Source organism: Arthrobacter sp. TJ-254 (assembly GCF_058269175.1).
Window position 1 is genome coordinate 121837 of record NZ_JBZCNF010000004.1, and the last position, 13012, is coordinate 134848.

The 13012-nt window shown below is 65.9% G+C and carries 11 protein-coding genes; 7 read left to right on the forward strand and 4 right to left on the reverse strand.

Annotated features, from left to right (window positions below; genetic code table 11):
- Positions 1-87 precede the first annotated feature (87 nt).
- A complete protein-coding gene (gene recR / locus AC4D14_RS12045; protein ID WP_490902595.1) occupies positions 88-684 on the forward strand; it encodes a recombination mediator RecR in 597 nt (198 codons plus the stop codon).
- A 30-nt stretch (positions 685-714) separates the two neighbouring features.
- Here the strand turns inward: recR and AC4D14_RS12050 are convergent, their stop codons facing one another.
- Entirely contained in the window at positions 715-1842 is a 1128-nt protein-coding gene (locus AC4D14_RS12050) for an ABC transporter permease (protein WP_490902597.1), read from the reverse strand.
- Positions 1839-2771 (reverse strand): ABC transporter ATP-binding protein, encoded by a 933-nt coding sequence (locus AC4D14_RS12055; RefSeq protein WP_490902599.1) that lies wholly within the window; start codon positions 2769-2771, stop codon positions 1839-1841. Before AC4D14_RS12055 ends, AC4D14_RS12050 begins: the two co-directional genes overlap by 4 nt.
- A 196-nt stretch (positions 2772-2967) precedes the next feature.
- Here AC4D14_RS12055 and AC4D14_RS12060 point away from each other — a divergent pair, with 196 nt between their 5' ends.
- Positions 2968-4254, forward strand: coding sequence for an aspartate kinase (locus AC4D14_RS12060; RefSeq protein ID WP_490902600.1), 1287 nt, complete (start codon positions 2968-2970; stop codon positions 4252-4254).
- On the opposite strand, the gene AC4D14_RS12065 is transcribed toward AC4D14_RS12060, so the two are convergent.
- Together AC4D14_RS12065 and AC4D14_RS12070 are read right to left on the reverse strand one after the other, a co-directional pair.
- Positions 4251-4472 carry a hypothetical protein gene (locus AC4D14_RS12065; protein WP_490902601.1) on the reverse strand — a complete coding sequence of 74 codons (222 nt, stop codon included), beginning with the start codon at positions 4470-4472 and terminating at the stop codon, positions 4251-4253. The genes AC4D14_RS12060 and AC4D14_RS12065 overlap by 4 nt on opposite strands.
- Before the next feature lie 136 nt (positions 4473-4608).
- Positions 4609-7710, reverse strand: coding sequence for a S8 family peptidase (locus AC4D14_RS12070; RefSeq protein WP_490902602.1), 3102 nt, complete (start codon positions 7708-7710; stop codon positions 4609-4611).
- Between the two features lie 219 nt (positions 7711-7929).
- Here AC4D14_RS12070 and AC4D14_RS12075 point away from each other — a divergent pair, with 219 nt between their 5' ends.
- From AC4D14_RS12075 to purL, 5 genes are all read left to right on the forward strand, one after another.
- Positions 7930-8895, forward strand: coding sequence for a 3-methyladenine DNA glycosylase (locus AC4D14_RS12075; RefSeq protein ID WP_490902603.1), 966 nt, complete (start codon positions 7930-7932; stop codon positions 8893-8895).
- Positions 8892-9374 carry a serine protease inhibitor gene (locus AC4D14_RS12080; RefSeq protein ID WP_490902604.1) on the forward strand — a complete coding sequence of 161 codons (483 nt, stop codon included), beginning with the start codon at positions 8892-8894 and terminating at the stop codon, positions 9372-9374. Before AC4D14_RS12075 ends, AC4D14_RS12080 begins: the two co-directional genes overlap by 4 nt.
- A 189-nt stretch (positions 9375-9563) precedes the next feature.
- Positions 9564-9824: a phosphoribosylformylglycinamidine synthase subunit PurS gene (gene purS / locus AC4D14_RS12085; protein ID WP_490902605.1), complete on the forward strand. Its 261-nt coding sequence runs from the start codon at positions 9564-9566 to the stop codon at positions 9822-9824.
- Positions 9821-10612 (forward strand): phosphoribosylformylglycinamidine synthase subunit PurQ, encoded by a 792-nt coding sequence (purQ, locus tag AC4D14_RS12090; RefSeq protein ID WP_490902606.1) that lies wholly within the window; start codon positions 9821-9823, stop codon positions 10610-10612. Before purS ends, purQ begins: the two co-directional genes overlap by 4 nt.
- The gene (gene purL / locus AC4D14_RS12095) at positions 10609-12912 is read left to right on the forward strand and encodes a phosphoribosylformylglycinamidine synthase subunit PurL (RefSeq protein WP_490902608.1); all 2304 of its coding nucleotides are present in this window, start codon (positions 10609-10611) and stop codon (positions 12910-12912) included. Before purQ ends, purL begins: the two co-directional genes overlap by 4 nt.
- Positions 12913-13012: the final 100 nt, after the last annotated feature.

Genomic DNA, 13012 nt, shown 5'->3' on the forward strand with positions numbered 1-13012 from the left:
AGCAGCAGTGCCGGAATTCCTACCGGCCATGCCGCAAAACGCCGCGCGACCAGCGCGGCATCCTCTGAATAGTGTGAAGAAGGTCAAGTGTACGAAGGCGCGGTTCAGGAGCTTATCGACGAGCTGGGACGCCTGCCCGGTGTGGGTCCGAAGTCGGCCCAGCGGCTTGCCTTCCACATCCTCGAAGCGGACACCGAAGACATGCAGCGGCTCGTCACGGCGATTACCACTGTCAAGGAGCGGGTGAAGTTCTGCGCCATCTGCGGAAATGTCGCGGAACAGGAAACCTGCGGCATCTGCCGGGATCCACGAAGGGATCCCACGATGATTTGCGTGGTCGAGGAATCCAAGGACGTTATTGCCGTTGAGCGCACCCGCTCCTTCCGCGGCCGTTACCACGTGCTCGGTGGGGCGATTAACCCCATAGCGGGCGTCGGCCCGGACCAGCTGCGTATCCGGGAACTGCTCAACCGACTCTCGGACGAGCAGATCCAGGAAATCATCATCGCAACCGACCCGAACCTCGAAGGCGAGGCAACCGCGACCTACCTGGTGCGGATGCTCAAGACCATCGGCATTCCTGTCACCCGTCTCGCTTCCGGGCTGCCTGTCGGCGGAGACCTCGAGTACGCAGACGAGGTGACCCTCGGCCGCGCGTTCGAGGGCCGCCGTTCGATGTCCTAGCCGCCCGCCCGAGCCGTACACGCTGGGCCCCTAGGCGATTCGGGTTCCCTGCGCCAGCCTGCGTGCCGGCATTGTCAGTTTCCTGCGGCCCACGGCCAGCAGGCCTCCGGCCAGGAGGGACTGCAATCCGATGCCCAGCGGCCAGATCGGGTAGCCGTCGTCGATCTCGCGTGGCATCCCTTGGCTTTCGTCGCAGGTGATCTCATAGTCGGGCCCGGCTTGAAGTGTCCGAACCTGAACGCTGATGCCTTCCATGACGCCTTGTGGCTGATAACTGGAGGAAATGTACCCAAAGCTCTGCTGCACCGAACGCGTATAGGGAACAGCGTCAGCCACGATCACGAAGGGGTTTGCCGCGAGCAGCCAGGCTATCCGCTCGGTGTGCACGACCTGCTGCGTATTCGTCTGGGTCCGGCACTCGAAGTCCTCATCAGTGGCCTGGCGCGCCGGCGCCTGTACCCCTCCGTCCATCGCGGGACCCGTGTACTCCATGTAGGAGGTGGTCACCTCGGCCTCCTCGGTGACAAGTGCGGAACTCAATCCGAACGCGATGAGCGTCCCGAGGCCGAGCAGCGCAACAAGCATGTAGCTCGTGACAATCGAGAAGAGTGGCCGGGGTGCGATGGAGGAGACTCCAACACCGATGGCGCACACAAGTGCCAGCTCCACGGCGAGCATCAGCAGGGAAAGGAAGGCCTCCAGTGCCGGTACCCCGCCCAGCGCCAACGCCCAGAAGATGAAGGGGGCACTGAGCAGCAGGAACGCAAGGGAGCCAACCCATGAGGCGAGCCACTTGCCCATCAAGAGCTGGCTTGGCCGCAGCAGGGTGACCTGCAGGACCGCAAGGGTACCTCCCGCCCGGTCGCCGTTGATTGCGTTCGCCGAGAGCCCGGGGGCAACCAGCAGCCCGAAGAACAGGACGAACCCGACCACCAGGTCGAACAATAGCGCCCCGGTCTGTTCGTAGGTGCCGGTCGTGAGGAATCCGAGAAGGAACACCACGCCTATCACCACGAACCAGACGACCAGCATGATGTACCAGCCCTTGCTCCGCAGCCGCTGGCGCATCTCCAACCCGAACACGGTCAGGACAGCCGACCGGTAGGAAAGGCTCCTGCTCTCGGCAGCCTGCTGTGGCTGCTGGATCTCTACGCTCATCGTCTTTCCGTATCCAGGCTCATGTAGGTCTCTTCAAGGGCACCGCCGGCCGGGGCGAAGGCGGTCACAACGACGTCGCTCAGCACGAGGGTGCGCAGCAGCCACGCCGCCTGCTCGGTGCTGCCCAGCAGCACCTGGAATTCGAGTCGGCGTGTGTCGCCGCGCTCCTGGAACTGCACTCCGTGGCTCTGCAGCGCCGCGGCAAGTGCGCCCATCGGCTTGGCCTGGATGTAGTAACGCCGGGCCTGGCTTCCGGCCTCGTCGAGGGTCTGGTTTTTGACCGACTCGCCCCGGTTGACGAAGACGGCGCGGTCGGCGATCTCATCGAGCTCGGACAGCACATGGCTCGAAACCACAATGGTTTTGCCTTCCTCGGCGAGACGCCTCAGGAGGGTCCGCAGTTCGACCCGTGATCCGGGATCGAGCCCCGACGCCGGCTCATCAAGCAGCAGCACCGAAGGGTCGTGGATGAGGGAGCGCGCCAGGCTGAGTCGCTGCTGCTGGCCGCGGGAGAGGACGCGGGCCGGCTGGCTCGCGTATTCACCGAGGCCCACTGCCTCGAGCAGCTCGTGTGCCCGCGCTACCCGCTCTTCCTTGCGCATCCCGTAAAGGGCGCCCGTGGTCGCCAACACCTCCAGCGCTGAAAGCGTTTCCCACATGCCAAGGGTGTCGGGCATCCAGCCAACGAGCCGCCGCACCCCTTCGGGGTCGGTCGCTGGGTCGAGGCCGGCCACCCTCACGGTTCCGGCGTCGGGCGCGAGCAGCGACGCGAGGACCAGCAGCAGGGTTGTCTTGCCGGACCCATTCGGTCCAATAAGGGCTGTCACTTCACCGGGGGGAGCCACGAAGTCGATATGGCGTATCGCCTGCACCGAGCCGAATCTCCGCGCGACAGCCTCGACAACGATTCCCCCAAATTCGTTGTTCATAGGCAGACCCTATGCCATGAAGTGCGGATTTCCGCCCTCTTCCCGGCAGTAAATTGCAGCCGCGGACGTTTGTCCATATTGCGACGCACAATTGGAGATGGCGCTCCGCCCGCCGATACACTGACACGACGTGGCCCGGCCCGGTGGATTACCGCGGCGGTGCCTGAACAATTCCCTGATGTCAGTGAGCGAGTGAATGAGCCTTCTAGTCCAGAAGTTTGGTGGGTCATCGGTCGCGGACGCCGAAGGGATCAAGCGCGTTGCGCGGCGTGTCGTGAAGGCCCAGGCCGCAGGCAACCAGGTGGTTGTCGTTGTATCGGCGATGGGCGACAGCACCGATGAGCTCCTCGACCTTGCCGCCCAGGTGTCCGGAACGTCCGATCCGCGTGAGATGGACATGCTGCTCAGCGCCGGGGAACGGATCTCCATGGCGCTCCTGGCGATGGCGATCCACGGGCTCGGGGCTTCGGCGCAGTCGTTCACCGGCAGCCAGGCCGGCATGATCACCGACGCCATCCACGGCAAGGCCCGCATCATCGACGTTTCCCCACACCGCATCCGCACGGCCATCGAAAAGGGCGACATTGCGATCGTCGCGGGTTTCCAGGGCATGAGCCGGGACAGCAACGACATCACGACGCTCGGCCGCGGAGGGTCCGACACTACCGCCGTCGCCCTTGCCGCGGCGCTCCGGGCCGACGTGTGCGAGATCTACACGGACGTCGACGGCGTGTACACCGCGGACCCGCGCGTCGTTCCCTCGGCCCAGAAAATCGAAACCATTTCAAGCGAGGAGATGCTCGAGCTGGCCGCATCCGGGGCCAAAATACTCCATCTGCGAAGTGTCGAGTACGCGCGGAGATTCGGAGTTCCGCTTCACGTGCGGTCATCATTCAGCGACCATGAAGGGACATGGGTATTGCCCAGCCCCGACGACCAGATCAAGATTCAAGAGGGAGAACCCTTGGAACAGCCAATCATCTCGGGCGTCGCACACGACCGCTCGGAAGCGAAGGTCACAGTGGTCGGGGTTCCCGATATCCCCGGCAAGGCTGCCGAGATCTTTGGCATCGTCGCCGGCGCCCACACGAACATCGACATGATCGTTCAGAACGTATCGACCCACGGATCGGGGCGCACCGATATTTCCTTCACCCTGCCCATCGTTGACGGCGCCCCGGCGCTTGCTGCGCTCGAGGCCGCCCGGGAACGGGTGGGCTACGAGTCAGTCGAGTACAACGAGAAGATCGGGAAGCTCTCGCTCATCGGCGCGGGCATGCGCTCCAACCCCGGGGTGTCGTACAAGTTCTTCCGTGCGCTTTCGGACGCAGGGGTCAATATCGATATGATTTCGACCTCCGAAATCCGCATCTCCGTGGTCACGAGCGCCGAACTGCTCGACACAGCGGTGCGAGCGGTCCACGCCGCGTTTGAACTCGACGGCGAGGCGACAGCCACCGTCTATGCAGGAACCGGACGCTAGGACTGCTGCGGGTGCGGCTTGCGCACCGCGTAGTGATGGCCCTCCGAGTCTTCCTCGATCTCGAACCCGTCGAGTTGATTGTCGTTCTTGCCCTCAGCGGGGAGATCCATGCTGCTTCGCTCGGCGGGGCCGAGGAAGATCCTGCAAAATGAATCGAGCCGGTTGTAGAACGGCTCGCGTGGCTTGCGCTCCCGTGGGGCGGCGGGGGTGTGTCTCATGCTGACCAGCTTCCTTCAACTGTGCACCCAACTGCTATACCGCAATTTTACGCCCGTAGACGGCGAAAGGACCGGGGGTGTGGGCCCCCGGTCCTTCCTGTTCAGGCAGGCTTCTACACCGCCCGCATGTGGTTCCCTAGCGCAGCAGCGAACCTCCGCCGCCGGCCTGGGAGCCGTCGATCACAACAGGCGCCGTGGCCGGTGCGGCTGCACTCCCGCCCACCTCAAGGCTGATGGCGGTCGAGGCCGCATCTCCAAGGAAGACGCGTCCGACGTAGCTGCCGGGCTCGAGATCCTTCCAAGACAGGTTGATCGTCGATTCCTTGCCGTTCTTGAGCTTGAGCGGGTCGGGGCTGACCGAGAGGTTGCCTTCATCCCCACCGAGCACTACGGCCTCGACGGTCGCAGCGGTTGCGGCTCCGTTGGGGCTGGCATAGAGGTTCGCGATGACGGTGTACGTGCCCGGTGCCGGGTCGTTCAGCAGGAGCGCCTCGCTCGCCGAAGCCGTTGCCGCCGAAAGGAGTTCACCGTCCGGGGCAATGACGTAGAGGTCGAAGTCGGCTGCGGAGTCCGCCGAGTTCACGGCGAACCGTGCAAGCGACGTTCCTTCAGGAACCACGACCTCCTTGCGGGCGTTGCTGGCATCGTTCGCGTTGCGCAGCGGCCCGGGCACCAAGCTGGTCGGCGTCCGGTCGGCCTTTGCCAGGCCCTTGACCGAGAGGTCGACGGTGCCGGTGACGCCGGCGGTCACCTTGAAGGAACCCGTTCCGGTTCCGGTCTCCGAATACAGGGACACGACGTTGGGAACCACTGCGGTCACCGGGCGGACGACGACGGGAGAAACAACCCTTGTTCCCTGCGTTCCGGTCCAGGTCAGGTCGCCCATGGCGAACTGGTCCAGAGCTGCCGATGCGTTCTCGAAGGTCACCTTGAAGGTCTTGCGCTCGCCTGCAGCTGTGAAGTCCAGCCGGGCGGGAGCGACCTTCGCGGCGACGCCGGGAACGTTGATGTTTGCCGTGTAGCTGCCCGGAGCGGTTGCCGTGACCGTGCGGGTCACCGTCATCTGGCCGGTGAGCTGTCCGACGGCGATCGAGGGTACGTTGACGTCCTTGGCCGTGACAACCTTGTTCTTCTTCACGCCCAGTTCAGCGCCGAGGCCCTGCAGGAAGGCGTTCCAGTGGCTCGCATCAGCGTCGTAGACGAGGCCGGGGTTGAGCATGGACCGCGGTGCGACGTGTCCGGCGCCCGTGGCGAACAGATCGGTGTTGATGCTTCCGTCCTCGTTCACCAGCTCGCCAGCGGTTGTCATCAGCGCCGACTTCACGGCCGCGGGCGACCAGGTCGGGTTCTTCGCCAGGATCAGCGCACCCAGTCCGGCCACCTGCGGGGCTGCCATCGAGGTTCCGGAAAGGAATCCGAAGTTCTCGCCCGTGCCTACGGGGGACACCCCAGCCAGCACATTCACGCCGGGAGCCGTGATGTCGGGCTTCAGCAGGTCGGAGTTCACTGCGAGCGACGGCCCGCGCGAGGAGAAGGCCGCGATCTGCGGGTCCGGTGACTCCGGAAGACCCGTTGTGTCCTTGCTGACCAGAGCGGCGGTCAGTGAGGGGTTGGCGGTGAGCTTTTCCTTGATTTCCGCGCCTTGGATGTGGACGGTGGGTACAGCGTGGAGGTCGAGGTCGAGGGAACCGGGGTTCACGTTGACGAGGACCATGCCCACACCGCCGGCCTTTTCGACGGTGGCGCTCTTGGCGACGCGGTCGACGACGCCGCGGTCGCAGACGACGATCTTGCCCTCAACCTTCGCCGGGTCGAGTGAGTCCGGCTTGCAAAGGGCGGCATCCGCCGGAGCGATCCCGGCGGCGGCGGCGTTGGCGGCCAGGACGAGCGCGGTCTGGGGTACTTCACGGTTCATGACCGAGGTGCCCCGGTACTTGGTTCCGTCGGACAGCTCAACCGTGCCCTGGAGTTCGTGCGAGAAGGTGCTGGCAGCGACGGTGGTCAGCCAGGGTGAGCTGTGGTTGACCGTGCTGGCCGTGGGGCCGGAGTTGCCGGCGGAGGTCGACACGAAGATACCGGCCGAGGCGGCACCCAGGAACGCGAGCGCGACCGGGTCGGTGGTCGAGTTGTTGTTGCCCGAGATCGAGTAGTTCAGGACGTCGACGCCGTCTCGAACCGACTGCTCGATTGCGGAGACCGAAGCTGAGGAGTAGCAGTCACCGGTATTCGGGTCTGCGTCGTCCCAGCACACCTTGTAGACGGATACGGCGGCCGCGGGAGCGACACCGGCACCCTTGCCGAAGTTCCGGCCGTCCACCGCGACGTCGACGCCGGCGTTGCCCGCAGCAGTCGAAGCGGTGTGCGTGCCGTGGGAATCGACGTCGATCGGCGAGATGCGCTCTTCCGGTGCGCGTCCCGAGCCGAAAGCGAGGAAGTCCTCTGCGAAGTAGCGGGCACTGAGGACCTTGGAGTTGCAGGCGCTGCCGTCGAAGTCTTCTCCGACCTGGCATTCTCCGAGGAAGGTGCTGCCGTCTGCCTTGAGCATCGCGATCTTGCCCTCTGGCGTGAGGTACGGCTCGCCGACCGCCGGCTGCCCGGTCAGCGGCTTGACGGGCTCGCCCGTCAGGAACGCGTTTTCGGGGCGGTAGCCGGTGTCGATGACGCCAACGACCGTGCCCTTGCCTGCGTTCTGAACGCCGCCGAGCTGTGTTTCCCAGACTCCGCTCTCGCCGGTCAGGCCGAGGAATTCGGTGCTTGAGTAGTCAGGGCTCCTCCGCTCGTCGGGGGCCACAGCGTAAACGCCGGGGGTCTTGGCCAGCTGTGCGGCCTGCTCCGCGGTGAGCACGGCGGTGAACCCGTTCAGTGCGGTGGTGAAGGAGGCGCGTACTTCGGCCTTCACGGTTGCAGCGACCGACTTCTGCTTCTGCTTCAGCCGCGCCTCGTACGCACGGGCGTTGGAGTTGATCGCAATCTTCTGGCCCTTGACGGGCTTGGTCGGCGCGAATCCCTCGGTGCCGCCCTCGTAGGAGGCCAGGGGGTGCTCCTGAAGCATGACGATGTAGCGCCCGTCCTGGAAGCTGGCGGGACCGTTCTGCAGTTGCGCGGGTGCCTGGGTGGGGGCCTGCGCCGCGGCAGGGGCCACGGTGGTGGATGTCACCAGTAGTGGCAGCCCCAACGCGATTGCCGTTGCTGCACGGAACGAACGGCTCCGCAGCCCGGCTTGTCCTCGTTGTGTCATTGGAAGATGTGCCTTTCATCAAGATCCGGGCAGGGCGGGAGCTGCCGGTTGCCCTCACGCTGTGGACCTCCAACAAGGACCCCGTTTGTGACTACTGTCACAACCGCCACAACAGACGCAAATTTACCGGAGTTGACGCTGATCCGGAAGCGGTTCCCTCGACTAACTTAAGGTTGACACCGGTGAATTGGTAAGGGCCTGAAGGTAGATAATTGGATAATGCCTTCGGTAACGCACGACGTCCTTGAGGAGCACGAGGCGAAGCTCCTTGAGCAGGAGCACCACGAGCGCGTCCGCCGCTTCACCGAGCCCTACCTGCAGCGCAGGTCAACCGGCGCGAAGCACCCCGTTGAGGACTTCCTGTTCACCTACTACAACCAGAAGCCGGGTCAGCTTCTGCGGTGGCATCCCGGCGCCGGAATTGCGCTCACCGGAGCTCCCGCCGCCGAGCGGCGCTCCTGGAAGTACTACGGCTCCGTTGCCTCCCCGCAGGGCGCGGTGGCCGTCGACCTCGACTCCTTCCGGAGGGAGCGGGGCGAGACCCTGGAATTCACGCGGACAATCCTCGCCGGCACCGCGGCGCGGCCGGCACAGTTCGGGTGCTTCGGCCTCCACGAATGGGCGATGGCCTACAAGTCGCAGCTCAACGGGGTGCGCCACGAGTACCTGAACCTGCGGCTGGGCGCTGAGGGAACCGACGACGTCGTTGAGGAATCCAACATCCGCTGCACGCACTTCGACGCGTTCCGCTTCTACGCCCCCCAGGCCGTGCCCCTGAATGCCCTCACCCCCACGCGCCAGAACCAGCGCCACCTTGAGCAGCCCGGCTGCCTCCACGCCAACATGGATCTCTACAAGTGGGCCTATAAACTCGGCCCGGTGCTGCCCAGCGAGCTCGTTGTTGACTGCTTCGAACTCTCGTGGCGTATCCGGGTCATGGACATGCGCGCGTCCCCCTACGATCTAAGCGACTGGGGCTACACTCCGATCCGCATCGAGACCTCCACCGGCAAGGCCGAATACACGAAGCTGCAGCGGGAATTCTCCCGCGAGGCCCAGCAGTTGCGTGAACGCCTGCTGCAGCACCTGGAGCAGGTCGGCGCCTGGGGCACCGGTCCGCTGGACCCGGGGCTCCCGCTGGATTCCGCACTGATGGGAACCGCACAGAAGGGAACACTGACGTGAAACGGTCAGCACGCGCCCGCCGCGGACTTGCTGCCGCGGGGCTCATCACCGCCGTCCTCGCCGGGTGCGCCTCACCCGGCGGACCGGCAACGCCCGCCGTTCCAACCAATGAGGAGACAACACCCATGGCCCCTGCAGATCCGCCGACCCGCCTCACGATCGTCGTGAAAGAGTCGGCCGAGGCCGAGCCCACCGAGTACATCCTCGAATGCGACGGCGCCACCCCCGGGAAGGCGAGCACCCTGCCGGATCCCGGGCCCGCGTGCGCCACCGTTGCCCGCCTCGGTGTTAGGTTCTTCACAGCGTTGCCGAGCAAGAACATGCTCTGCACCGAGCAATACGGCGGGCCGCAGACCGCCCGTGTCAGCGGAACCATCGATGGAGAGCCCGTCAACGCGGCATTCGCGCGCACCAACGGCTGCGAAATCTCGCGGTGGGACGCCGCCAAGGGCATCGTGGGGCCCGGCGGGAACTTCTAGGCGGCCCGGCGGCCTCTCCCCCACGTGCGGGGGCGGTGTGCAGGCCCGGTAGACTGGAAGGGCAAGCTCGCGGAGCGCCGGACATTTCAACCGACCCCAGGTCCACCCGGCGTGAGACGGCACTTCCGGGCCCCTGCATTTAATGCTGGCACCCCCAGCACTTGCCGCTTCACTCACAGGAGTTGCCGGATGCCCCGGATCGTTGTTGACGTCATGCCCAAGCCCGAAATCCTTGACCCGCAGGGCAAAGCCATTGCTGGTGCGCTCCCCCGCCTCGGACTCACCGGTTTTGCCGGGGTCCGCCAGGGCAAGCGCTTCGAACTCACCGTTGACGGCGAGGTGACCGAAGAAGTGCTCGAACAGGCCCGGAACGCCGCCTCAACCCTTCTTTCCAACCCGGTGATCGAAGACGTGACCCGCGTGGAGGTCATCGACGAGGACGCGAAGTGACGGCCGAGACCCCCTTGATCGGCGACTTCCAGCCGTTCCCCTCGTCCTCGAACGAGGGCGCGCTCGCCGGCGTGCGCGTCGGTGTCGTCACGTTCCCCGGCACGCTCGATGACCGGGACGCAATGCGCGCCGTGCGGCTTGCCGGCGGCTCAGCCGTGTCGCTCTGGCACGGAGACCACGACCTGCGCGGCGTCGACGCGGTCATCATCCCCGGCGGGTTCTCCTACGGCGACTACCTGCGCGCCGGAGCGATTTCCCGCTTCGCCCCGCTGATGGAGCAGATCACCGCGGCAGCCACCGGCGGCCCCGGCGCACTGCCCGTCCTCGGGATCTGCAACGGATTCCAGGTCCTCACCGAAGCCCACCTGCTGCCGGGCTCGATGATCAAGAACAACTCCCTCCACTTCCTGTGCCGTGACCAGCGGCTGCGGGTCGAGAACAACGACACCCTGTGGACCTCGGACTACAGCGCCGGCGACGAGATCGTTGTGCCGCTCAAGAACCAGGACGGTCAGTTCGTCGCCGACGAGAAGACACTCGACGAGCTCGAGGGCGAAGGCCGCGTCGTGTTCCGCTATGTCGGAGGCAATCCCAACGGATCCCGCCGCGACATCGCCGGCATCTCCAACGCCGCCGGCAACGTCGTCGGGCTCATGCCGCACCCCGAACACGCCGTCGAGGCCGGCTTCGGCCCCGACTCCTCGGCCCGCGGCGACGTCGACCTGCGCGGCGGCACCGACGGCCTCGGCATCTTCACCTCGGTACTCAAGAAGTTGGTAAGCAAGTGAGCGAAAAGCTGATCGCCAAGACCTCCCCGGCCGACAAGAGATTCAATATCGACACGGTCGTCAACGCCGAAGCAACCCCCGGCCAGGCCCTGCCCTGGGCCGAGCTCGGCCTCAAGGAGAACGAGTACGCCCGCGTCGAGGAGATCCTCGGCCGCCGCCCCACCGGCGCCGAGCTGGCGATGTACTCGGTGATGTGGAGCGAGCACTGCTCGTACAAGTCCTCCAAGGTGCACCTGCGCCAGTTCGGCGAGAAGGTCACCGACGCCATGAAGGAGCACCTCCTCGTGGGCATCGGCGAGAACGCCGGCGTCGTCGACATCGGTGACGGCTGGGCCGTGACCTTCAAGGTCGAATCCCACAACCACCCCTCCTTCGTTGAGCCCTACCAGGGCGCAGCGACAGGCGTCGGCGGAATCGTCCGCGACATCATCTCGATGGGGGCCCGTCCGGTCGCCGTCATGGACCCGCTGCGTTTCGGCGCCATCGACCACCCCGACACCGCGCGCCTCGTCCACGGCATCGTTGCGGGAATCGGCGGCTACGGCAACTCCCTTGGCCTGCCCAACATCGGCGGCGAGGTGGTCTTCGATCCCTCCTACCAGGGCAACCCCCTCGTCAACGCCCTCGCTGTCGGCGTCCTGCGCCACGAGGACATCCGCCTTGCCAACGCCACGGGCGCCGGCAACAAGGTTGTGCTCTTCGGCGCGCGCACCGGCGGCGACGGCATCGGCGGAGCATCCGTGCTCGCCTCGGAATCCTTCGACGACGCCAAGCCCTCGAAGCGTCCCGCCGTGCAGGTAGGTGACCCGTTTGCCGAAAAGGTGCTCATCGAGTGCTGCCTCGAGCTGTTCAAGGCCTCGGTCGTCGAGGGCATCCAGGACCTCGGCGCGGCAGGCATCTCCTGCGCGACGTCCGAGCTTGCATCGAACGGCGACGGCGGCATGCACGTCGAGCTGACGAAGGTACTCCTGCGCGACCCGACTCTGACCCCCGGCGAGATCCTCATGTCGGAGTCGCAGGAACGCATGATGGCGGTCGTTACTCCGGAGAACGCCGAGGCGTTCGAGGCGATTCTGGACAAGTGGGACGTCGAGTACTCCTGGTTGGGCGAGGTCACCGACACCGGCCGACTCATCATCGACTGGGACGGCGAGACGATTGTCGACGTCGATCCGCGCACCGTTGCCCATGACGGGCCCGTCTACGAGCGGCCCTACCACCGGCCCGAGTGGCTCGACGGCGTGCAGGGAAACTCTTTCGTAGGAGAGCCCGAGGACCTGCGTTCCGCCGTGCTCGAACTGATGTCCTCCCCGAACATGTGCTCCAAGGACTGGGTGACCAACCAGTTCGACCGTTACGTCCAGGGCAACACGGCCCTTGCAATGCCCGACGACGCCGGCGTGATCCGCGTCGACGAAGAGACGGGCCTGGGCGTCGCGATCTCCACCGACGCCAACGACCGCTACTCGTACCTGAACCCTTACGAGGGTGCGCGGCTTGCCCTCGCTGAGGCATACCGCAACGTCGCCACCTCTGGCGCCAAGCCCCTCGCCGTCACCGACTGCCTCAACTTCGGCTCCCCCGAGGACCCCGAGGTGATGTGGCAGTTCGCCGAATCGGTCCGGGGGCTCGCCGACGCGTGCCAGGAACTCGGCGTTCCGGTCACCGGCGGCAACGTCTCGCTCTACAACCAGACAGGCGGCGTGGCCATCCACCCCACCCCGGTCGTGGGCGTGCTCGGCGTGTTCGACGACGTCGCCCGGCGGACCCCCTCGGGCTGGCGTGAGGACGGGCAGGCCATCTACCTGCTCGGCACCACGCGGAACGAGCTCGACGGTTCGGAGTGGGCGAACCTCCGCGGCCACCTCGGCGGCACGCCGCCGGTGGTGGACCTGACGGCGGAGAAGACCCTCGCCGCCGTGCTGGTGAACTCCTCGCGCGACGGCATGATCGACGCCGCCCACGACCTCTCCGAAGGCGGGCTCGCCGCCGCCCTGTCCGAGGCGGCGCTGCGCTTCGGCGTCGGGGCCCGCATCGGCATCGACGAGCTCTGCGAGCGTGACGGCATTGATCCGTTCACGGCACTGTTCAGCGAGAGCCAGGGCCGGGCCATCGTGAGCGTTCCCCGCTCTGAGGAGGTGCGCTTCAACGACATGTGCACCGCCCGGAACTATCCGGCGCTGCGCATCGGCGTCGTCGACACCGAAAACTCCGCGCTCGACGTCCAGGGGCACTTCACCCTGCCGCTGGCCGAACTGAAGGAAGCCCACGAGGCAACCCTGCCGAAGCACTTCGGCTAGGCGGATTCGCCCGGAACGGCAGGCCATCCCGCTGCGGGGTGGCCTGCCGTTTCTTCGTTGCCGGGCCCGCAAATCGGCCGTATTCTGGGTGTCCGGGAGG